This is a genomic window from Pustulibacterium marinum, from assembly GCF_900116665.1.
Lineage (GTDB): Bacteria > Bacteroidota > Bacteroidia > Flavobacteriales > Flavobacteriaceae > Pustulibacterium > Pustulibacterium marinum.
The window spans coordinates 544450-566779 of sequence record NZ_FPBK01000001.1; the positions used below are offsets into that span (position 1 = coordinate 544450).

Sequence of the window (22330 nt, forward strand, 5' to 3'; positions counted from 1 at the left end):
AAATTTAAATATTACAATATTGAATAAAGAAAATTAATAAAAAAACATTGCTATGGAAAACAACGACTCTCATAAAATTTCAAAAAAACTTTTAAGATATGGTGCAGTCACGGCTGCTTTAGCTGGCGTAACTGAAGCTAGTGGACAAATAATGTATACAGATGTTGATCCTGATGAAGGTGGAGCTGGAGTTCTGTATAATTTGGATATGGATAACGACAATAATTCAGATTTTCAACTACGTCATCTTGATGTCAGTTTTTCTGGTGGAACATTAAACTCTGTAGTTGTAGGTCCTGCAGCTGATTCCATGTCAAATTTTAGTAATAGTATTTTGGCAAGCTCTAACGAAGGATTTGTTTATCCGTTAGTTCTGAACGGAGGCGACCCTATAAGTTCTGGTGTAAGTGGTTGGAATAATGAAGAATTGCAATATTTGAATGGCGAAAGCTGTTCTGTAGGAAATTGGTGTGATGAAACTGATAAATATTTAGGATTACGTTTTAAGATAGGAACCGATGTCTATTATGGATGGGCAAGACTTGATGTGGCTACGAACGGAGAGTCATGGGTAATTAAGGACTACGCATACAATACACAACCGGGTGAACCTTTAGATGCTGGAGAAACAGATCCAACTATGGGTACAGAAGACTTGCTAGCATCTACTGTAAAGGTTGTGACCGATAATAAATTTATAGAGCTTTACAATTTACCTTCAAAATCAGCTTATAAGCTTTATGCGATTTCTGGTAAAGAGGTAATGATGGGGCAAACCAGTGAAGAAAATTTTGTGATACCGGCAAATGGTTTATCAAATGGGGTGTATATAGTACAAATATTAGACGAAAATACTGGAGATTTGATGCGTAAGAAAATTATTTTATAGTTAAAATATTACATATTTTTTAATTAAAGACAGTGGTTTTGTATTTTTTATACGATAAAGCTGTCTTTTTTGTATTTCACGCTAAATTTTGGTAAAAATACAAGGCTAATACAAAATAAATAGATAATTTATTGTGTGTTTAAGAGCAGATGATGATATTTGTTTTTATAACGTTTAGATTAAAAACGTTCCCCACAAATCATTCCTTCCCCTATTGAACCCAAGCATGAGTTGATGGCAAATAATTGCTTAACTATAATAAATTTTGGCTATGAAGGAAAAAACTACCTCAAAAATTTCTCAGAGGTTGATGCGCTATGGAGCATTAACTACTGTGATCGCCGGAGCTTCAGAAGCGTCTGGTCAAATTATTTACACAGATGTTGATCCTGATGAAGGAGGCTCTGGTGTAGTGTACAATCTTGACTTAGATAACAATCTAAATAGAGATTTCGTCATAAGACATTTTAACCAACCGAGTGCGGAAGGAAACCTAGATTTTTTGGTTGTAGGACCTACTATAAACGCTCAGGGAATGGTCAACAACAGTATTTTAGCATTTTCATCTGATGGTTTTGCATATCCATTTGCCTTAAATGAAGGTGAAGTGATTAGTGCTGGGAAAGCTGGCTGGAACAACGAGCTTATGCAAAGTATGAACGAGAAAAGCTGTTTGTACGAGAACGATAATTGGTGTGATGTAGATGATAAATATCTAGGTCTGCGTTTTAAAATTGATGGTTCTTATCATTATGGTTGGGCTCGTTTAAGGGTTGGAGACAGTGGTTCGGATTGGTTGATAAAAGATTATGCATACAATACAAATGCAGATGCTCCGATTGATGCAGGGGAAACAAGCCCAATGAGTTTGGCTGATGTTTTTAAATCGTCAGTGCAGGTGATTTCTAAAAATAGAAATATTTCTATCTTAAATTTACAGGGTGATGCTTCATTCAAACTGTACGCAATGACTGGACAATCTGTTATTCAAGGAGCTATTTCGCAAAGTAGTTACACAATCAATGCGGGGAATCTTAGTAGTGGTATGTATGTTGTTGAATTGAAGGATATGGCTTCTGGAGCTAATGTGAGAAGAAAAGTGATGTTGTAATAAATGATCTTATAAAATCATAAAATAAAAGCGAACCAATTTTGGTTCGCTTTTTTATTTAATTCAATTTGTAAACAATTTCTTGTTCTGATAAGGTTTGAAGAAATTCTGGCGTAATACTCACTTTCCGTTTTCTACTTGGCATTTTTAGCTGTAACTGTTCGTCTGGTTTGTGAATCACAAAACTTACTTGATCATCTCCAGGGAAACTTCTAAATAAATCACTAATATTTTGAATGGTGTTTTCCTGTATTTCCGAAATGTTTAAATGAATGGCAATTTTCTTCGCCATTTCTTCCATCACATCTTGCAATTGCTGAATGCTGTTGATTTGAACTCTTGGATCGCCACGCATTCCGGTGTCTTTTCGTATCCAGCCTTCACGCACAAAAACCTTCAGGTATACAAATTCGTTCATTCGCATGTATTGCCTAAAGTTGAGGTAGTCTTCGTTGAAGAGTTTAAATTCATACGAATCGGTGTAATCTTCTACGGTGAACGTTCCCCAGCCTTTTCCATTTTTGGTTTCTCTATGCTGAAAATCCGTCATAACGCCGGCAATGGTCAATTCTCGGTTAACCACCTGAAGCAAATCTTTCATATCTCCCACTGTATTCTTGCAGAAATGTTCAATGGTAAGTTTGAAATCATCCAGTGGATGGCCTGAAATATAAATACCAACCACTTCTTTTTCTCTTCGAAGTTTTTCCATGGTTCCCCAAGTTTCACAAGGAGGAATCACAGGTTCCGGAATCTGCACATCACTGGCTTCACCAAACAAACTTACCTGAGAAGAGTTTTCGTTTTCTTGATATTTTGCACCGTATTTTACTGCTTTTTCCAGGAATGTAATTCCATCACCTTCGTCGTGGAAATACTGCGCTCGGTGGGTGTCTTTAAACGAATCAAATCCTCCAGCTAAGGCTAAATTTTCAAAAGCTTTTTTATTGGCAGCTCTTAAATCGATACGTTTGGCCATATCGAAAATTGATTTGTAGCGACCATCTTTTCTATGTTCTACAATGGTTTCTACTGCACCTTTACCAACACCTTTCACCGCACCCATTCCAAAACGAACAGCACCTTCATCGTTTACAGTAAATTTATAGAACGATTCATTCACATCCGGGCCTAAAACTTCTAGTCCCATACGTTTACATTCTTCCATAAAGAAAGTAACCTGCTTAATATCGTTCATGTTGTTCGATAGTACCGCAGCCATATATTCCGCAGGATAATGTGCTTTTAAATAAGCCGTTTGGTAAGCAACCCAGGCATAACAAGTAGAGTGACTTTTGTTGAAGGCATAGGCAGCAAATGCTTCCCAGTCTTTCCAAATTTTCTCTAGTTTTTCACGGGCATGCCCACGCTCTTCACCACCGTTTAAGAACTGAGGTTTCAGCTTGTCTAGCAGTGCAAAAATCTTTTTACCCATTGCTTTACGAAGCATATCGGCATCACCCTTAGAGAAACCTGCTAACTTTTGCGAAAGCAGCATCACCTGCTCTTGGTAAACGGTAATTCCGTAGGTTTCCTGTAAATATTCTTCACAGTCATCTAAATCGTAAACAATAGGTTCTTCTCCGTGTTTACGTTTAATAAAGCTAGGAATGTATTCCAAAGGTCCCGGACGATACAAGGCGTTCATCGCAATCAAATCGGCAAAAACCGTTGGTTTTAATTCACGCATGTATTTCTGCATCCCGGGCGATTCGTATTGGAAAACCCCAACCGTTTCTCCTCGCTGGAATAACTCGTATGTTTTAACATCGTCTAGCGGAAAACTATCTGGATCTAGATCAATATCGTGTTTGTGTTTAACAAGTTTTACCGTGTCTTTGATCAGGGTCAATGTTTTTAACCCCAAAAAGTCCATTTTTAGTAATCCAGCATTTTCTACAACCGAGTTGTCAAACTGCGTAACATATAAATCAGAATCTTTGGCAATGGAAACCGGAACGAACTTGGTAATATCATCCGGCGTAATAATTACACCACAGGCGTGAATACCAGTATTACGAACCGAACCTTCTAAAATTCTAGCTTGATTTACCGTTAAAGCTTCTAGGTTATCTCCTTCGGAAATGTTCTTCAGTTCGTTGACCAATTCAATTTCTTCCGACCGCAATTTTGCTTTCAAACCGGCATCATCCAAAGAGAAGATTTTGCCCAGTTTCATATTCGGAATCAACTTGGCAATTCTATCGGCATCACTCAATGGTAGATCAAGTACACGCGCGGTATCTCGAATGGATGATTTCGCAGCCATGGTACCATAAGTAATAATCTGAGCCACCTGATTGGCGCCGTATTTATCAATTACATAGTCCATTACTCGGCTTCGACCTTCATCATCAAAATCGATATCAATATCGGGCATACTCACACGATCCGGATTCAAGAAACGCTCAAAAAGTAAGTCGTATGCAATAGGATCTAAATTGGTAATTCCTAAACAATAGGCCACCGCAGAACCTGCTGCCGAACCACGACCCGGGCCCACCGAAACGCCCATTTCGCGAGCAGCGGCAATAAAGTCTTGTACAATTAAGAAGTATCCCGGATATCCTGTGTTGGCAATTACATCGAGCTCAAAGTCAAGTCGTTCTCTGATATCGTCGGTTATTTCTTCGTAACGGCGATTGGCTCCTTCATACGTAAGGTGGCGAAGAAATTTGTTTTCACCACGTTTACCTCCGTCTTCATCATCTTCGGCGACTTGAAATTGTTCCGGAATATCAAACTTAGGCAAGAGTACATCGCGCGCTAAAATGAAAGGTTCTACCTTATCTACAATTTCCTGAATGTTAGAAATAGCTTCTGGAAGATCTTTAAAGAGTTCTTTCATTTCGTCAGAACTCTTAAAATAATATTCGCTGTTGGGTAAACCATATCGGTAACCGCGACCGCGACCAATAGGGGTATCTTTCTTTTCGCCGTCTTTTACACACAATAAAATGTCGTGTGCATTGGCGTCTTCTTTATTTATATAATAGGTGTTGTTGGTAGCCACCAACTTTACCTCATGTTTTCTGGCAAATTGAACCAATACATCGTTCACGCGATTTTCATCTTCCTGATCGTGACGCATTAATTCAATATACAAATCCTCGCCAAAATGTTCTTTCCACCATAATAAAGCTTCTTCAGCTTGGTTTTCACCAACATTCAACACTTTACTTGGAACTTCACCATACAAGTTTCCGGTAAGCACAATCAGATCTTCTTTATGTTCTAGAATGGTAGACCTACTTACACGTGGTACGTAATAGAAACCTTCGGTATAACCTACCGAAGAAATTTTGGCTAAGTTGTGGTATCCTTTTTTATTCTTTGCTAATAAAACAACTTGATAACCGTTGTCTTTTCTAGATTTATCAGTATGATCTTCACAAACGTTGAGCGTACAACCCACGATAGGTTTCATAGGAACCTGATCGGTATAGGTTTCGCCGTTTTCAGTTGCTTCTGCAATTTTTGCTTTGACACCTTTGTTGAAATTATCTACTTCCCGTACAAAGTGAAAAGCTCCCATCATATTCCCAACATCGGTCATAGCTACGGCAGGCATTTTGCGTTGGGCTGCAGCTTTTACCAAATCAGGAATGCTGGAAGTTGCTTGAAGAATGGAAAACTGTGTATGATTGTGCAAATGGGCAAAATCTAACTCAGCAAGTTCTTCTATATTTTGTTTGATTTCTTCATGCGAAAGTCCGTCATCAGCCTGTGCTTTTAAAGCTTCGCGAATCTTTTTCGATTCAGCTTTTAGGTTGATGTGGTTCAAACCGATTAACTGAATCGGTTGCGGATTTTCTTTTGAGAAACGCTGAAAGTAATCCGGAGCAACATCTAATTGTTCTTCGGTAAAACCTTCTCCAATTCTAATCAATTCAAAGAAACAACGCGTAGTTGCTTCTACATCGGCTGTGGCGTTGTGCGCTTCAGAAAAGCCAACACCAAACAAATATTCATGTAATTCTGTTAAGGTGGGAAGTTTGAATTTACCGCCACGTCCTCCTGGAATTTTACAAAGTTGGGCGGTGGTTTCGGTACAGGTGTCTAAAACGGGGAGCTCAACCATGTCTGAGTTGATGCCCATTCGGTGAAATTCGGCTCCCATGATATTGACATCAAACCCTACATTCTGACCAACTACAAATTTGGTTTTGGATAGCGCAATGTTGAATTTCTCCAAAACTTCTTCCAAAGAAATACCTTCTTGTTCGGCCAATTCGGTAGAAATTCCGTGAATTTTTTCAGCATCATAAGGAATGTTGAATCCGTCCGGTTTTATCAGGTAATCTTGATGTTCAATAAGATTTCCCATCTCGTCATGCAATTGCCAGGCAATCTGTATGGCTCTTGGCCAGTTGTCCGAGTCAGTAATCGGGGCGTCCCATCGTTTCGGTAAACCGGTAGTTTCGGTATCAAAAATCAAATACATAAGCGTCCTTCCTCTTTATAAAATATTCTGCATGAATTGGTTAGTGTAGTTAGAAAAACCAATTGTTGAATTTTTAAAAATAGTAAATATTTTAATTGATAGAGAAGGAGTAAGTGAGGAGTTATTAACGGAAATAAAAAAGCCATCCTTAACAGAATGGCTTTTGCATAGATTTTCTTTAAAAACAGATCTCTTAGTATCTGTTTTTGTTATATCCACCACCGCCACGGTTTCCACCATTACGGTTTCCGCCACCACGGTTATTGTTGTAGTTTCTTCTATCTCCCTGAGGTTTAGGTTTAGATTCGTTAACCACAATTGTGCGCCCTTCTACTTCGGCACCATTTAATTCTTCGATGGCTTTTTTAGCTTCATCGTCGTTTGGCATTTCTACAAACCCAAAACCTTTACTTCTACCTGATTCTCTGTCCATAATGATTTTTACAGACGTTACATCGCCATAATCAGCAAATGCTTCCTCAAGATCTGCTTCCACAATACTATATGGAAGACTTCCTACGAAAATATTCATCTAAATAATTATAAAATAACGGGTTCAAAGGTAGTTTATTAGCTCATATAAAAGGTAGTTTTTGAAGATTATTTTTATATTATTTTTTTTAGCAGAAACGAAGAAAAATATTTTTTATAGGTTGCTGAAAATAAAGTTTTTATATATTTGCACCCTCAAATTAATAACCGGGGTCGAGAACCCCACATAATTAATGTATTATGCCTGTTAAAATTAGATTACAGAGACACGGTAAAAAAGGAAAACCTTTTTATTGGATCGTTGCGGCTGATAGCCGTGCAAAAAGAGATGGTAAATTCTTAGAGAAATTAGGAACTTACAATCCAACTAAAAACCCAGCAGAAATTACTTTAGATGTAGATGGTTCTGTACAGTGGTTAGAGAATGGTGCACAACCAACTGATACTGCTCGTAGAATTTTATCTTACAAAGGAGTTCTTTTAAAGCACCACTTAAACGGAGGTGTTCGTAAAGGAGCTTTAACTGAAGAGCAAGCTGAAGCTAAATTCACTGCTTGGTTAGAAGGTAAAGAAGGTGCTGTAACCGCTAAGAAAGATGGTTTAGCAAAAGCTGAAGAAGAAGCTAGAGCTAAGCAACTTGCTGCAGAGAAAGAAGTAAGTGATAAGCGTGCTGCCGCTGCTGCTGAGGCTGCTGCAGAAGCTACCGCTGAGGAAGCTGCAGAAGAAACTACTGCTGAAGAAACAGACGAAACAGAAGCTTAATATAATTTTTAGATGAGAAAAGAAGAATGCTTCTATCTCGGTAAAATTGTATCAAAATTCAGTTTTAAAGGTGAAGTCTTAATCAAATTAGATACAGACGAGCCTGAACTTTACAACGAATTGGAATCAGTTTTCCTTGCCTTGGGCAAGGATCTGATTCCTTTTTTTATTGAAAGATCTTCCTTTCATAAAGATAGTTTGCTACGTGTAAAGTTTGAAGACGTGGATTCTGAGCTAGAGGCCGAGAATTTGATGAAAACCGAATTGTATTTACCACTTTCCTTTTTACCGGAACTTTCGGGAAATAAGTTTTACTACCATGAAGTTGTTGGCTTTACAATGGTAGATGTAAATGAAGGTGTGGTAGGGATGATCACAGGAATTAATGAAAATGCTGCGCAAGATCTTTTTGAGGTAGAAAGCGATGGCAATGAATTTTTAATTCCGATTAATGATGATTTCTTAAAAGAAGTCAACAGAAAAGAGAAAAAAATCATCGTTGATACTCCGGAAGGGTTGTTGGACCTTTATAGGTAAATTTCAATATTGATTTTTGATATATGGGGAAGTCCAAACCATTTCAATTTAAAGAATTTGCGGTTCAGCAAGATCAGTGTGCTATGAAAATTGGTACCGATGGCGTGTTGTTAGGTGCTTGGGCCGAAGTTGGTGAGTATCCTAAAAATATACTGGATATTGGAACTGGAACCGGAGTTGTAGCGTTAATGTTGGCACAGCGTTCCGATGCGCCTACAATTGATGCCATAGAATTAGACAAGGATGCCTATTTTCAGAGTCAGGAGAATTTTCAGAATTCACCTTGGGCAGATCGGTTGTTTGGTTATCATGCCGAGTTCACTGAGTATGTAGCTGAACTTTTTGAGGAAGAAGAAACCTACGATGTAATTGTTTCTAATCCTCCGTTTTATGCCGAAGATTACAGTTCTGGGGATGCACAGCGCGATGCAGCCCGCCTTAATGCTTCATTACCTTTTGAAGATTTGATAGAAGGCGCTTCTTTAATTCTTTCTGAAAAAGGAATTTTTAACTTGATTGTTCCGTTTAAAGAGCAAGATACTTGTATTGGTTTAGCGGCTCAATTCGGAATACATCTTATCAAAATTACCCAAGTAAAAGGGAATCCTGATGCTGAGGTAAAACGTAGTTTATTGGCATTTTCTTTTCAGCAACCAGCTCAGGTAGAAGCTTCGCTATTGATCATAGAAAAAGCAAGACATCAATATACCCAAGAGTATATTGAGCTTACCAAAGACTTCTATCTAAAAATGTAATTTACACCAAGCTTTCACTGTAAAAAGTGCCTTTGTTTTCTTTTCTTTTTAAAGATTGATTTGCAATAAGCAGAGCAACGGTAACCAAATTTCTTGTTTCTATCAAAGTAACCGAAATAGGATGTGTTTTGTACAGTATTTCCAAACTTCGCTGTAAAAATTGAAGCCTTTCAATAGTTTGATTCAAACCTTTATCAGATCTGATAATGCTTACATGTCTTTGCATCATTTCTTGTAATTCTTCTTTAATGGTTTGTAGTTCAATTTTGATGTTATGGTGGTTTTCTGGTTGTAGAAACGTATGATTGATTACATTTGAACAAGCGTTTTCAAGAAGTTTTTTGTTTTGCAGGGAAGCTCTATGAGCAAAAACCAAAGCTTCCAGTAATGAGTTTGAAGCAAGTCTATTGGCGCCATGTAATCCGGTAGTGGCACATTCACCACAAGCAAGAAGATTTTGAATGCTACTTTCGGCATGTTGATTCACTTCAATTCCTCCGCAAGAATAATGGGCAGCTGGTGTTACAGGAATCCATTCTTTTGTAAAATCAATGTCAACTTCTTCTAAGGTTTTTGAAATTACGGGAAAGTGTTTTCGAAATTCATGTTTGTCTAAATGGGTAGCATCAAGATAAACGCATGCAGCTTGCGTAACTATCATTTCATGATGAATAGCTCTAGCCACTACATCTCTTGGTGCTAGCTCTTTTCGTTCATCATATTTTTGCATAAATTCTTCACCATTCTTGTTTTTTAGAATAGCTCCAAAACCTCTTACAGCTTCTGAAATAAGAAAAGATGGTTTAAATGCTTTGTGAAATAATGCTGTGGGATGAAATTGAATAAACTCCATATTTTTGATAAGAGCACCGACTCTTTGCGCCATGGCAACTCCATCTCCTGTAGCAATTGAAGGATTGGTAGTTTGCTTGTAGACTTGCCCCAATCCTCCGGAAGCTAAAAGCGTTACCGATGCATGATAGCCTTGAACCGTATTGGAATTTAGATCTAAAATATAAGCCCCTTTACAAGTATTATTAATTGGATTCACAATGAGATCTATAGCAAGTTGATTGGTTTTTATTTCAATGTTTGAAGTAGCGTTAACCTTTTTCAGTAATGATCTTTCAATTTCTAAACCAGTAATATCTTTGTAGTGTAAAATTCTATTCTGGCTATGACCTCCTTCCAATCCATAATCATAGTTTCCTTCAAAATCTTTATCAAAGCGAGTTCCCCATTCAATTAATTCAGCAATTCGTCCTGGAGCTTCGTGAACCACAAGAGCTACAATTTCAGGATCGCAAAATCCGTCTCCGGCAATTAAAGTGTCGGAAATATGTTTTTCGAAAGAATCATTTTTCAAATCCAATACAGAGGCAATTCCGCCTTGTGCATATTTTGTATTTGATTCGTCTTCATTACTTTTCGTAAAAATTACAATGTTTTTATCGGGAAATTGAGTGGCTGTTTTAAGGGCGTAGGTGAGCCCTGCAATACCGGAACCTATGATGAGAAAATCTATATGTTGCATGATTTAAATACTTAACATTTTTTGAATGGGAATAAGAGCTTTTTCAGAAGTTTCCGGATTCAAGGTAACTTCGGGAGTTTCTTTTACAAGGCAATTGTATATTTTTTGTAGTGAGTTGAGTTTCATAAAAGCACATTCACTACAAGCACAAGAATTGTCTGCCATGGCGGGAGCAGGAATCAATATTTTATGAGGAACCTCTTGTTGCATTTTGTGAAGAATAGCAGCTTCTGTAGCAACAATAAATGTATCGGAATCATTTTCTTTGACATGGTTAAGCATTCCGGAGGTTGAACCTATGTAGGAAGCTATTTCTAAAATTTGAGCTGGAGACTCTGGATGTGCAATTAAACGGGCATGCGGATAGGTTTTGAAAAGATCAATGATTTTATCCAAAGCAAATGCTTCGTGGACAATGCAGGCGCCATTCCAAAGTACTAAATCTCGCCCTGTTTCTTTGGCTAAATAAGCTCCAAGATTTTTATCGGGACCAAAAATGATAGGTTGATCTTCTGGAAAGGAATTGATGATTTTTTTTGCATTTGAAGAGGTGCAAACTAAATCGCTCATTGTTTTTATAGAGGCATCACAGTTTATGTAGGTAACCACTTTATGATATGGATATCTATTTATAAATTTCTTAAAATCCTCTGGTTTACAAGATTCAGCCAACGAACAGGATGCTTCTAAATCTGGAACAAGAACTTTCTTTTCAGGATTTAAGATTTTAGCCGTTTCCGCCATAAAATAAACTCCGGCAAAAATTATTATCTCCGCAGAGGTCTCAGCAGCTTTTTGCGAAAGTTCAAGACTATCACCTACAAAATCTGCTATGTCTTGTATAGCAGGTTCTTGGTAATAGTGTGCCAATAAAATGGCATTCTTTTTCTTTTTTAGTCTTAAAATATGGTCAGCTAATTGGGCATTCTGTTTAGAATGTTCATCGGCATTATTAGGGTGGGTTTCCATTCTTTATTAAAATAAAAAATGAAGTATAACCGTTTTTGTAAAAAATCAATCTTACTACAAAATTACTGATAAAATTTTATTGTGAGAAAAAGCGACCAAACATATTGTATTAAGATGAATCATTTCACAAATTCATCAATTTCGTTTAAAAAAGAGTAGGATTTAGTGGTTTCAGTTTATAAATGATATCTTTAAACTAACAAACAATCAAATGATATCCCCTATAATGAAAAAATTTTTGCTTGCAATTCTATTGCTAACTTTCCAAATTTCAATTTCTCAAGATGTTTCGGTAAATAATGTGGACAGCCCTGTAGACTGGGTAAACCCATTAATGGGAACCGACTCTAAACCTAGTCTTTCAAACGGAAATACCTACCCAGTAATTGCCATGCCTTGGGGTATGAATTTCTGGACACCGCAAACCGGAAAAATGGGAGATGGTTGGGCTTACACTTACAATGCCGATAAAATAAAAGGCTTTAAACAAACCCACCAACCTTCGCCATGGATGAATGATTACGGACAGTTTTCTATCATGCCTTTTACCAATTCTTTAGAGTTTACTGAGGAAGGTAGAGCAAGTTGGTTTACGCATAAAACCGAAAAAGTTACTCCATATTACTACAGCGTTTACCTAGCCGATCATGATGTAACAACAGAGATTACACCTACGGAGCGTGCTGCAATGTTTCAATTCACATTCCCTAAAACCGATAGCGCTTTTGTAGCGATTGATGCTTTTGATAGAGGTTCGTATGTAAAAATAGACACTAAAAAACAACAAATCATTGGATATACCACTAGAAATAGCGGTGGTGTACCAGATAATTTCAAAAATTATTTTGTGATTGAGTTTGACAAGCCATTCACATACAATATGGTTTTTGATGGCGATACATTACTAAATACTGTAGAACGTGAAGCAAACCATGTAGGTGCAGTCATTGGTTTTAAAACCGAAGAAGGAGAGCAAGTTCATGCTAAAGTAGCTTCATCTTTTATCAGTTATGAGCAAGCGTTTTTGAATTTGAAAGAATTAGGAAATGATGATTTTGAAACCATCAAACAAAAAGGAAAAGATACATGGAATAAGGAATTGAGCAGAATTAAAGTTTCTGGCGGAACGGTTGCTCAAACCCAAACATTCTATTCTTGTTTGTACAGAAGTTTGTTATTCCCTCGTAAGTTTTATGAAATTGATGCTAATGGAGACGTAGTACATTACAGTCCGTACAACGGAAAAGTGCATCCAGGCTATATGTTTACTGATACAGGATTTTGGGATACCTTCCGTTCTTTATTTCCGTTCTTAAACTTTATGTATCCTGAATTAAATACACAAATGCAAGAAGGTCTTGCCAATGCCTATAAAGAAAGTGGTTGGTTGCCAGAATGGGCTAGCCCTGGACTTAGAAATATAATGGTAGGTAACAATTCTGCTTCGGTAGTTGCAGATGCTTATTTGAAAAATAAAGATGCGTATACGTACGATATTGAAACTTTGTATGAAGCGGTAATTCATGGAGCAAACAATGCCGGGCCAATGACTGCAGTTGGTAGAGCTGGTGCAGAAGAATACAAAGATTTAGGGTATGTTCCTTATGATATTGGAATCAATGAAAATGCTGCAAGAACACTAGAATATGCATATGATGATTTTGCGATTTATCAATTGGCAAAAGCGTTGGACAGACCTAATAAAGAAATCAAATTATACAAAAAACGTAGTTTGAATTATAAAAACTTATTTGATCCTGAAACTGGTTTGATGCGTGGTAAGAACAAAGATGGTGAATTTATGAAACCGTTCAATCCTTTCAAATGGGGCGATGCTTTCACGGAAGGAAACAGCTGGCATTACAGCTGGTCTGTTTTTCACGACATTCAAGGATTGATAGATTTGATGGGCGGTAAAGAAAATTTCACTAAAAAATTGGACAGCGTATTTACCATGGCTCCTGTTTTTGATGATAGTTACTATGGTGGCGTAATTCATGAAATTCGTGAAATGCAAATTGCCGATATGGGTCAGTATGCGCACGGTAACCAACCTATTCAGCATATGATTTATTTGTACAACTATGCCGGACAACCTTGGAAAGCTCAACAATGGGTTCGCGAAACCATGAACAAATTGTACTTACCAAATCCTGATGGTTATTGTGGTGATGAAGATAACGGACAAACATCGGCTTGGTATGTGTTTTCTGCTTTAGGTTTTTACCCTGTGTGTCCTGCAACTGATGAATATGTAATGGGAGCTCCGTTGTTCAAAAAGGCGACTATTGCATTACAAAATGGAAAAACAATTACCATCAATGCTCCAGAAAATAGCGAAGAAAATATGTATATCCAAAGCATGAAAATGAATGGAGAAACGTATACGAAAAACTATTTATCACATACTGAATTAATGAAAGGAGCAACCATCGATATCAACATGGGAGCAAAACCAAACACCAATAGAGGTACAACTCCAGAAGATGCACCGTATTCATTATCTAACGAATAAGCATTCATGAAAATTTTCAACATAAAACTCATGACACTTGCAGCGATTGGCTTGGTTTCAACGCTGCAAGCGCAAGAAAAACAAGAAGAAAACCTCATTCAATATGCACATCCTATTATTGGTACGGCAAAAATGGGACATACGTTTCCGGGAGCATCTTCTCCTTTTGGGAGTGTGCAATTGAGTCCGGATACTGATACGATTCCGTATGCTGTTGACGGACATTACAACCCAGATGTGTACAAATATTGTGCAGGGTATCAATATGAAGACCCTACTATTGTTGGGTTTAGTCATACCCATTTTAGCGGTACAGGTCATTCTGATTTAGGTGATTTTTTAATTATGCCCACAACAGGTGAATTACAATTAAATCCAGGAACTGAAGATCATCCCGAAAATGGATATCGTTCTGTATTTTCTCATGAAAATGAAACTTCAGAACCTGGGTATTACAGTGTGTTGCTAGACGACCATAACATCAAGGCAGAACTTACAGCGACTACCAGAACGGGAATGCATCACTACACATTTCCTAAAGCAGATGATGCGCATATCATTCTTGACCTAACTTCAGGAATATATAACTACGAAGAAAAAAATGTGTGGACGTTCCTTCGTGTAGAAAACGATACATTAATTACAGGTTTCCGTCAAACACATGGTTGGGCAAGAACACGTACCGTGTATTTTGCGATGTCGTTCAGCAAACCTTTCAAAAATTACGGTTATCAAAAAGGCGATAGCTATGTGTATAGAGGCTTTTGGGGAAGATTTGATCAAACCCATAATTTCCCGGAAATCGCAGGAACAAAAATCAAAGCTTATTTCGATTTTGATACTGAAGAAGGAGAACAGATTGACGTGAAATTCGCTCTTTCTCCGGTGAGCTCAGCAGGTGCTTTAGCCAATATGAAAGCTGAAATTCCAGATTGGGATTTTGAAAAAACAAAAGCTCAAGTGCAACACAATTGGAACACGGAACTGAACAAAATAAAAGTAGAAACCCTTACCGAAGAAGACAAAATAAACTTTTATACAGCCATGTATCATGCCTTTTTAGGGCCAACAGTATACATGGATGTAGATGGGCAATACAAAGGTTTGGATATGAACACCCATACTGCCGAAGGTTTTACCAACTATACCAGTTTTTCGCTTTGGGATACCTACAGAGCTTTGCATCCGTTCTTCAATTTTATTCAGCCAGAGCGTAACCGAGACATGGTGAAGTCTATGATGGCACATCAAGAACAAAGCGTGCACCACATGTTACCTATTTGGTCACATTATGCCAACGAAAATTGGTGTATGATTGGTTACCACAGTGCATCGGTAATTGCAGATGCGATTGTAAAAGGTAATGTAGGTTTTGATACTGAAAAAGCCTTGGAAGCTTGTGTTGCTACAGCGAATGTCACCTATTTTGACGGTATTGGTGAATATATTGAAAAAGGATATGTGCCAGAAGACAAAAGCGGAGCTTCAGTGTCTAAAACCTTAGAATATGCGTATGACGATTGGGCAATTGCGCAAGCTGCTAAAAAATTAGGCAAGCAAGATATTTATGAAACCTTCAGCAAAAGAGCTGAAAACTATAAGAATGTTTACGATAAAAGCATCGGCTTTATGCGTCCGAAATTAAGTGACGGAACCTTCAAAAAACAGTTTGATGCTTTAGATACACATGGGCAAGGTTTTATAGAAGGTAATAGCTGGAATTACAGTTTGTATGTACCGCAAGACCCTGCTAGTATGATTACTATGATGGGCGGTAAAGAGCAGTTTACTACTCATTTAGATTCGTTGTTTGCTATGGAATTACCCGATAAGTATTTCGCTAATACGGAAGACATTTCAAGAGAGGGAATTATAGGTAATTATGTGCATGGTAACGAGCCTTCGCATCATGTAGTGTATTTGTACAATTGGACGAATGCTCCTTGGAAATCGAATGATAAAATACGAATGATTTTACGCACCATGTACCACAAAGGAGCCGATGGTTTAGGTGGTAATGATGATTACGGACAAATGAGTGCGTGGTATATTTTCTCTAGTTTAGGGTTTTATCCGGTAGCTCCAGGTAGCGAAGATTACGCAGTAGGTAGTCCGTTAGTGAAAGAAGCTACTGTACATTTAGAAAACGGAAAAGTGTTAACCGTTGAAGCGCAAAAGCAATCTGAAAAGAACAAATACGTTCAAAAAGTATTGTGGAATGGCAAAGCAGTTACCAAACCAGTGGTTACCCATAGCGAATTGATGAAAGGTGGAAAACTTACCTTTGTAATGGGAAGAAAACCTAATAATAAGTTATACCAATAAAAATTTTTAAGTAAAACACACACAGCCCGACCTCAACTTCGGGCTTTTTTTATTATGTTTATGTTAGACTATTGCTATTTTATTACTAATTAAAATTGTTATATTTATAACTTATAGAACAAATAAAGTTACAAATGAAACCAGATTTATTTGAAGCGCCAGATTATTACCAGTTAGATGATCTACTTTCTGAAGAGCATAAATTGGTGCGCGATGCTGCCCGTTCTTGGGTAAAAAAAGACATTTCACCGATTATAGAGGATTATGCGCAAAAGGCAGAATTTCCTAACCAAATTATTAACGGTTTAGCTGAAATTGGAGCTTTTGGCCCGTATATTCCGGAAAAATATGGCGGTGCTGGTTTAGATCAGATTTCGTACGGACTCATAATGCAAGAAATAGAGCGTGGTGATTCGGGTGTGCGTTCTACCGCTTCGGTGCAATCTTCCTTAGTAATGTATCCTATTTACAAATACGGAACCGAAGAACAACGAAAAAAATACTTGCCTAAATTGGCCTCTGGAGCATTTATGGGTTGCTTTGGTTTAACAGAACCAAACCATGGCTCAAACCCTGGTGGTATGGAAACCAAGTTCAAAGACATGGGCGATTATTATTTGTTGAACGGAGCCAAGATGTGGATTTCAAACGCGCCGTTTGCAGATATTGCGGTAGTTTGGGCAAAGAATGAAGAAGGTAGAATTTACGGTTTGCTGGTGGAGCGGGGCATGGAAGGTTTTTCAACTCCCGAAACACATAACAAATGGTCTTTACGAGCTTCGGCTACTGGTGAATTGATTTTTGATAATGTAAAAGTTCCGAAGGAAAATTTGCTTCCTAATAAATCAGGATTAGGAGCACCATTAGGTTGTTTAGATTCTGCTCGATTTGGGATTGCCTGGGGCGCCATTGGTGCTGCGATGGATTGTTATGATACAGCTTTGCGGTATTCCAAAGAACGGATTCAGTTTGATAAACCTATTGGAGCAACACAATTACAGCAGAAAAAATTAGCCGAAATGATTACTGAAATTACCAAAGCTCAATTATTAGCATGGCGATTGGGAGTATTGAGAAATGAAGGGAAAGCAACAACCGCTCAAATCTCCATGGCAAAACGTAACAATGTAGAAATGGCCATAAATATTGCTCGCGAAGCCAGACAAATGTTAGGCGGCATGGGTATTACTGGAGAATATAGCATTATGCGACACATGATGAATTTAGAATCGGTAATTACTTATGAAGGTACACATGATATACACTTGCTCATTACAGGAGCAGACATTACAGGTTTGCCTGCTTTTAAGTAAAGATTATGTGTAACTTTGGTTACAAAGGTTCGCTAATTTCAAACTATTTTTAGTCCATGATCAAAGAATTAAAACAGCATTACGGATTTCTTTTTGAGGAAGAATTGTTACAGGAGATTAATCAGGTAGGTACTTTTAGAGAAGTTCCGGAAGGATTCATGTTGATGGATATTGGTGATTATATCAAAAGTATGCCGCTATTGGTAAACGGTGTTATCAAAATTCTCCGCGAAGATGAAAATGGTGATGAATTGCTTTTGTATTTCTTAGAAAGAGGAGATACTTGTGCCATGACGCTCAACTGCTGCGTAGGCCAAAAGAAGAGCGAAATTCGTGCAATTGCCGAATCGCCTGCAAAACTCATTATGGTTCCGGTTGAAAAAATGGAAGACTGGATGCAGAAATATCACAGTTGGCGAAACTTCATTCTACAGAGTTATAATTCTCGCTTATCCGAAATGTTAGAAACTATAGATACCATCGCATTTATGAAAATGGATGAACGCTTGCTGAAACATTTAAGAGATAAAGCCATGGTGAATAGTGATGATATTCTAAGTACAACGCATCAAGAAATTGCTCAAAATCTACACACATCGCGAGTAGTAATTTCAAGATTACTTAAAAAACTAGAGAACGAAGGAAAAATAAAACTCAACCGAAACAGTATTCACGTTATCGATTTATAAACGTATTGAGTGTAACCTTTGTTACTGCACAGCTGCCTAGCGTCTATTACTTTTGTAAAAGCAAATTGAATTAGATATATAGTGTTAGGATATTTAGGGGCCATATTGGTTGGAATCACTTTAGGACTTATTGGCGGTGGAGGTTCCATCATTACAGTACCTTTGTTAGTATATGTGATGGGATTAAATCCGGTTGTTGCAACAGCATATTCGTTATTTGTTGTTGGGGTATCTTCCTTGGTCGGAGCCATCAAAAACATTCAGAAGAAACAAGTTGATTTCAAAGCGGCCATTGCTTTTGCAGTGCCTGCTTTTATATCAGTCTTTTTAACCAGAAAATTTATTGTGCCAGCAATTCCGGAAATCATTTTTTCTGTTGGAAGTTTTACTGTGACCAAACATATCTTTATCATGGTATTTTTTGCTGTGATTATGATCTTGGCTTCGGTTTCTATGATTAAGAATTTTCAGTTTGAAACAGGAGAAAAGGACAGAGAATTTAACCCTCCAATCATTATTTTACAAGCTATTGTACTCGGGCTGGTAACCGGAATAGTGGGCGCAGGAGGCGGATTTTTAATTGTTCCGGCACTGGTGTTGTTGGTACACATTCCCATGAAACGTGCAGTTGCCACTTCATTATTGATCATCGCGGTAAATTCATTGATAGGGTTTTTGGGAGATTTAGGAGAAATGACAATCGATTGGACATTTCTATTGACGTTCACAGCTTGTTCTATTGGAGGGATTTTTCTAGGAATTTATCTGAATAAATTCATCGATGGAAAAAAACTGAAAAAGAGTTTCGGTTGGTTTGTTTTGCTAATGGGAGCATATATCGTAGCAAAAGAATTATTTTTGTAGGACTGATAAATATCAGAAAATAAAGGACGTGTATTTCGTAAATTGAAAATGATTTAATTTACGAAAGTGAAGAGATACGTATACCCAATTTCGAAAACGTTGCATTCGATAAATTTTTAGGGTAGCAGTTATAGAAGATTAGAAATTAGTAATTTCAGCATTTTAAAATCAAGAATTAAATCAATATCACAATGAAAATTGAACAAATATATACAGGATGTTTAGCGCAGGGAGCGTATTATGTAGAGAGTGAAGGCGAAGTAGCTATTGTAGATCCGCTTAGAGAAGTAGCGCCATACATAGAAAAAGCTGCAGCCAACAACGCAAGCATTAAATATATTTTTGAAACACATTTCCATGCCGATTTTGTAAGTGGACACGTAACACTGGCAGACAAAACAGGAGCAGATATTGTGTACGGACCAACGGCAGAGCCATCTTTTAAGGCTATTATTGCTAAAGACGGTCAAGAATTTAAGTTGGGGAAATTAACCATAGTTGTACTACATACTCCGGGACATACTATGGAGAGTACAACGTATCTTTTAAAAGATGAAAATGGTAAAGATCATGCAATTTTTAGTGGTGATACTTTGTTTTTAGGAGATGTAGGTCGTCCGGATCTTGCTCAAAAAGCAGCCGATATGACACAAGAACAACTTGCTGCTACACTTTATGATAGTTTACGAAACAAGATTATGCCATTGGCAGATGACGTAATTGTATATCCTGCACACGGAGCCGGTTCTGCTTGTGGTAAAAACATGATGAAAGAAACGGTAGACACATTGGGGAATCAGAAAAAAATGAATTACGCTTTACGTGCCGATATGACAAAAGAAGAATTTGTAGAGGAAGTAACAGATGGATTGCTACCGCCACCACAATATTTTCCGTTGAATGTAAAAATGAATAAGGAAGGGTATACTCATATCGATGAGGTTTTAGAGCGTGGAACCAGAGCATTGTCACCACAAGAATTTGAAGCTGCTGCGAATGAAGTAGAAGCCATTGTGTTAGATGTGAGGAGTCCAAAAGAATTTGTAAACGGGCATATTCCAAGATCAATTTCTATAGGTATTGATGGTGGTTTTGCACCATGGGTAGGCGCTTTGATTCAAGATGTGGAACAGCCTATTTTATTGGTAGCTCCAGAGGGTAGAGAAGAAGAAGTCATCACCAGACTTTCTCGTGTTGGTTTTGATATGACTTTAGGCTATTTAAAAGGAAGCTTTGAAGCTTGGAAAGATGCCGGTAAAGAGTATGATACCATCACATCTATTTCTGCGGAAGAGTTTAAAGATAGAATGGATGCTGATAAAGAATTACCAATTTTTGATGTGCGTAAAGAAGGTGAATATGTGTCATCACATATTGGCGCAGCAGCCAATACACCACTAGATTATTTAAATGATCATTTGGCAGAATTTCCAAAAGAAACCGATTTCTACGTGCACTGTGCAGGAGGATATCGTTCTGTGATAGCGGCTTCTATTTTAAAAAGCAGAGGTTATCACAATTTGGTAGACATAGCAGGAGGCTTCAAGGCTATTAAGGAATCTGGAATTCCTGTAACGGCAGAAGTATGTCCTTCTACTTTGAAAAAATAAAAGTAAAATAGGCTTGTAAACACTACTCAAAAATTGTTCTTCGCTTATTTTACTGTAAAAATGTAAATAATGAAGACATGAAAAAGAGTGTTGTTTTAGGTTTTTTAGTAATGCTGATTTCCTGTACAGGTTTTTACAACGAACATATAACGTTGATTGATGCTCAAGAATTTAATGAAATGACGGCCTTGATAGAAAATCCACAGATTATCGATGTAAGAACCCCAAAGGAATTTGATAATGGAGCCATTCCAAAAGCAGTAAATATAGATTTGAACGATGATGATTTTGAGAAAAAAATTACTGTTTTTGATAAGGAGAAACCAGTTTTTGTATACTGCAGATCAGGAATACGTAGTCAAGATGCTTCTAAGTTAATAGCCGAAAAAGGATTTCAGTCCGTATATGAATTATCCGGAGGTTATGTAAGCTGGAAAAAGCTTGACAATGAATAGTTAGTAATCGTTTTTTAAACAAGTGAAAGCCGGAGATATCTTCGGCTTTTTGTTTTTGTTTTCAATTCTTATCGTATTCTTAACATCCAAAGAGCATAGATAGTGCTACATTGAAAACAAAAAAGAATATGAGTTATATAGATGATATTATAATCCCGGGAGTGGATGGAAGAGTTTTTTCAACGAAGCTAGATGACGTTGCAGATCTCAATGAATTGAAAGAAAAATTAATGCTAATTGGCGGTGTTACTAAAGTGCATTTTAATACTGAAGTGTTTCCAACAGAGGTGAAAATAGTGACTGACAGAGTCGTCAACGTTGAAGAGATTCAGGATGTAGCCAATGATCTGGAAGTACATCTAATCAAAAAATGATAGAATAAAAAAGCCGGAAAAAAATTTTCCGGCTTTTTTGTTATAGGATACATTAGAAACATCCATATGTACAAACTATAGGGTTAAAAATGTATAAATTACAAAAACCAGTATTCTTCTTACTTCTCCAAAGTATAAAGCTTTTAGTGTTCAAATTGTTTTGTAACTTTCTGTAAAAAAGATGAAAAAATTAATAGTAATGCTAAGCCTCTTCATCATAGGATGCGGAAGTTCAAAAACAATCACTACCATAAGTGAGGAGGATTTGTCTTTACTGGAGTCAAAACAGTTTATGATCAATAACGAATGGCTACTTCCCATGGGCGCTGGCCAAATAAATCTTATTGGCAACCCAAATCATATTCAAATAAAAAATGATAGCTTAGATGTTTACTTGCCTTATTTTGGGGTTCGTCAATTTGGCGGTAGCTACAATGGAGAAGCGGGAATTAAGTTTTCTGGAGTGATGACGGATTATCATGTTAATGAAGGAAAGAAAGGAGCAAAAATGATTCAGTTTTCGTCCAAGGATGGGACGGAAAATTTCAAATTCAGTATTACAATTTATCCCGAAGGAAAAACACTCACACAAATTATAAGTACTAGCAGAGATAATGTTTCATACCGTGGGTATCTTGAAAAATTACCGGAAGATCTGTAACGTTTGAGTGTTAAACTTATCTTGAATACCA

The 22330-nt window shown here is 37.3% G+C and carries 18 protein-coding genes; 14 read left to right on the plus strand and 4 right to left on the minus strand.

What is annotated here, in order from left to right:
* Window positions 1-52 precede the first annotated feature (52 nt).
* Both BM383_RS02450 and BM383_RS02455 read left to right on the plus strand, forming a co-directional pair.
* The gene (locus BM383_RS02450; RefSeq protein WP_093022533.1) at window positions 53-889 is read left to right on the plus strand and encodes a T9SS type A sorting domain-containing protein; all 837 of its coding nucleotides are present in this window, start codon (window positions 53-55) and stop codon (window positions 887-889) included.
* Window positions 890-1160: 271 nt separating this feature from the next.
* Window positions 1161-2000 (plus strand): T9SS type A sorting domain-containing protein, encoded by an 840-nt coding sequence (locus BM383_RS02455; RefSeq protein ID WP_093022536.1) that lies wholly within the window; start codon window positions 1161-1163, stop codon window positions 1998-2000.
* Between the two features lie 58 nt (window positions 2001-2058).
* Here the strand turns inward: BM383_RS02455 and dnaE are convergent, their stop codons facing one another.
* Together dnaE and BM383_RS02465 are read right to left on the minus strand one after the other, a co-directional pair.
* Entirely contained in the window at window positions 2059-6444 is a 4386-nt protein-coding gene (gene dnaE / locus BM383_RS02460) for a DNA polymerase III subunit alpha (RefSeq protein ID WP_093022539.1), read from the minus strand.
* A 193-nt stretch (window positions 6445-6637) separates the two neighbouring features.
* Entirely contained in the window at window positions 6638-6976 is a 339-nt protein-coding gene (locus BM383_RS02465) for an RNA recognition motif domain-containing protein (RefSeq protein ID WP_093022542.1), read from the minus strand.
* 200 nt (window positions 6977-7176) lie between these two features.
* On the opposite strand from BM383_RS02465, the gene BM383_RS02470 reads away from it, so the two are divergent.
* The 3 genes from BM383_RS02470 to BM383_RS02480 are packed head-to-tail and all read left to right on the plus strand — an operon-like array spanning window position 7177 to window position 8990.
* On the plus strand, window positions 7177-7698 hold the full coding sequence (locus BM383_RS02470) for a 30S ribosomal protein S16 (protein ID WP_093022545.1): 522 nt from the start codon (window positions 7177-7179) through the stop codon (window positions 7696-7698).
* A 12-nt stretch (window positions 7699-7710) separates the two neighbouring features.
* Window positions 7711-8235, plus strand: coding sequence for a ribosome maturation factor RimM (rimM, locus tag BM383_RS02475; protein WP_093022548.1), 525 nt, complete (start codon window positions 7711-7713; stop codon window positions 8233-8235).
* A gap of 23 nt (window positions 8236-8258) precedes the next feature.
* Window positions 8259-8990 carry a tRNA1(Val) (adenine(37)-N6)-methyltransferase gene (locus tag BM383_RS02480; protein WP_093022551.1) on the plus strand — a complete coding sequence of 244 codons (732 nt, stop codon included), beginning with the start codon at window positions 8259-8261 and terminating at the stop codon, window positions 8988-8990.
* A 1-nt stretch (window position 8991) separates the two neighbouring features.
* Here the strand turns inward: BM383_RS02480 and nadB are convergent, their stop codons facing one another.
* A complete protein-coding gene (nadB, locus tag BM383_RS02485) occupies window positions 8992-10524 on the minus strand; it encodes an L-aspartate oxidase (RefSeq protein WP_093022554.1) in 1533 nt (510 codons plus the stop codon).
* 3 nt (window positions 10525-10527) lie between these two features.
* Complete coding sequence (gene nadA, locus BM383_RS02490) at window positions 10528-11493, minus strand: quinolinate synthase NadA (RefSeq protein ID WP_093022556.1); 966 nt, start codon at window positions 11491-11493, stop codon at window positions 10528-10530.
* A 226-nt stretch (window positions 11494-11719) separates the two neighbouring features.
* On the opposite strand from nadA, the gene BM383_RS02495 reads away from it, so the two are divergent.
* The 9 genes from BM383_RS02495 (at window position 11720) to BM383_RS02535 (ending at window position 22299) form a co-directional block, all read left to right on the plus strand.
* Complete coding sequence (locus BM383_RS02495; protein ID WP_093022559.1) at window positions 11720-14008, plus strand: GH92 family glycosyl hydrolase; 2289 nt, start codon at window positions 11720-11722, stop codon at window positions 14006-14008.
* A 30-nt stretch (window positions 14009-14038) separates the two neighbouring features.
* Complete coding sequence (locus BM383_RS02500; protein WP_218157909.1) at window positions 14039-16333, plus strand: GH92 family glycosyl hydrolase; 2295 nt, start codon at window positions 14039-14041, stop codon at window positions 16331-16333.
* Window positions 16334-16467: 134 nt separating this feature from the next.
* Window positions 16468-17646 (plus strand): acyl-CoA dehydrogenase family protein, encoded by a 1179-nt coding sequence (locus BM383_RS02505; RefSeq protein ID WP_093022565.1) that lies wholly within the window; start codon window positions 16468-16470, stop codon window positions 17644-17646.
* A 56-nt stretch (window positions 17647-17702) separates the two neighbouring features.
* A complete protein-coding gene (locus BM383_RS02510; RefSeq protein WP_093022567.1) occupies window positions 17703-18335 on the plus strand; it encodes a Crp/Fnr family transcriptional regulator in 633 nt (210 codons plus the stop codon).
* Between the two features lie 81 nt (window positions 18336-18416).
* Entirely contained in the window at window positions 18417-19199 is a 783-nt protein-coding gene (locus BM383_RS02515) for a sulfite exporter TauE/SafE family protein (RefSeq protein ID WP_394331567.1), read from the plus strand.
* Between the two features lie 191 nt (window positions 19200-19390).
* Window positions 19391-20809, plus strand: coding sequence for an MBL fold metallo-hydrolase (locus tag BM383_RS02520; protein WP_093022573.1), 1419 nt, complete (start codon window positions 19391-19393; stop codon window positions 20807-20809).
* Between the two features lie 77 nt (window positions 20810-20886).
* Window positions 20887-21264, plus strand: coding sequence for a rhodanese-like domain-containing protein (locus BM383_RS02525; protein ID WP_093022576.1), 378 nt, complete (start codon window positions 20887-20889; stop codon window positions 21262-21264).
* A 128-nt stretch (window positions 21265-21392) separates the two neighbouring features.
* Window positions 21393-21638, plus strand: a complete 246-nt coding sequence (locus BM383_RS02530; RefSeq protein ID WP_093022579.1) for a hypothetical protein — start codon at window positions 21393-21395, stop codon at window positions 21636-21638.
* Window positions 21639-21819: 181 nt separating this feature from the next.
* Window positions 21820-22299, plus strand: a complete 480-nt coding sequence (locus tag BM383_RS02535; protein ID WP_093022582.1) for a DUF4251 domain-containing protein — start codon at window positions 21820-21822, stop codon at window positions 22297-22299.
* The last annotated feature ends 31 nt before the right edge of the window (window positions 22300-22330 follow it).

Excerpts from the sequence above, each read along its gene's own strand:
- BM383_RS02450 (WP_093022533.1), top strand. The coding sequence starts at position 53 with ATGGAAAACAACGACTCTCATAAAATTTCAAAAAAACTTTTAAGATAT.
- BM383_RS02455 (WP_093022536.1), top strand. The coding sequence starts at position 1,161 with ATGAAGGAAAAAACTACCTCAAAAATTTCTCAGAGGTTGATGCGCTAT.
- dnaE (WP_093022539.1), bottom strand. The coding sequence starts at position 6,444 with ATGTATTTGATTTTTGATACCGAAACTACCGGTTTACCGAAACGATGG.
- BM383_RS02465 (WP_093022542.1), bottom strand. The coding sequence starts at position 6,976 with ATGAATATTTTCGTAGGAAGTCTTCCATATAGTATTGTGGAAGCAGAT.
- BM383_RS02470 (WP_093022545.1), top strand. The coding sequence starts at position 7,177 with ATGCCTGTTAAAATTAGATTACAGAGACACGGTAAAAAAGGAAAACCT.
- rimM (WP_093022548.1), top strand. The coding sequence starts at position 7,711 with ATGAGAAAAGAAGAATGCTTCTATCTCGGTAAAATTGTATCAAAATTC.
- BM383_RS02480 (WP_093022551.1), top strand. The coding sequence starts at position 8,259 with ATGGGGAAGTCCAAACCATTTCAATTTAAAGAATTTGCGGTTCAGCAA.
- nadB (WP_093022554.1), bottom strand. The coding sequence starts at position 10,524 with ATGCAACATATAGATTTTCTCATCATAGGTTCCGGTATTGCAGGGCTC.
- nadA (WP_093022556.1), bottom strand. The coding sequence starts at position 11,493 with ATGGAAACCCACCCTAATAATGCCGATGAACATTCTAAACAGAATGCC.
- BM383_RS02495 (WP_093022559.1), top strand. The coding sequence starts at position 11,720 with ATGAAAAAATTTTTGCTTGCAATTCTATTGCTAACTTTCCAAATTTCA.
- BM383_RS02500 (WP_218157909.1), top strand. The coding sequence starts at position 14,039 with ATGACACTTGCAGCGATTGGCTTGGTTTCAACGCTGCAAGCGCAAGAA.
- BM383_RS02505 (WP_093022565.1), top strand. The coding sequence starts at position 16,468 with ATGAAACCAGATTTATTTGAAGCGCCAGATTATTACCAGTTAGATGAT.
- BM383_RS02510 (WP_093022567.1), top strand. The coding sequence starts at position 17,703 with ATGATCAAAGAATTAAAACAGCATTACGGATTTCTTTTTGAGGAAGAA.
- BM383_RS02520 (WP_093022573.1), top strand. The coding sequence starts at position 19,391 with ATGAAAATTGAACAAATATATACAGGATGTTTAGCGCAGGGAGCGTAT.
- BM383_RS02525 (WP_093022576.1), top strand. The coding sequence starts at position 20,887 with ATGAAAAAGAGTGTTGTTTTAGGTTTTTTAGTAATGCTGATTTCCTGT.
- BM383_RS02530 (WP_093022579.1), top strand. The coding sequence starts at position 21,393 with ATGAGTTATATAGATGATATTATAATCCCGGGAGTGGATGGAAGAGTT.
- BM383_RS02535 (WP_093022582.1), top strand. The coding sequence starts at position 21,820 with ATGAAAAAATTAATAGTAATGCTAAGCCTCTTCATCATAGGATGCGGA.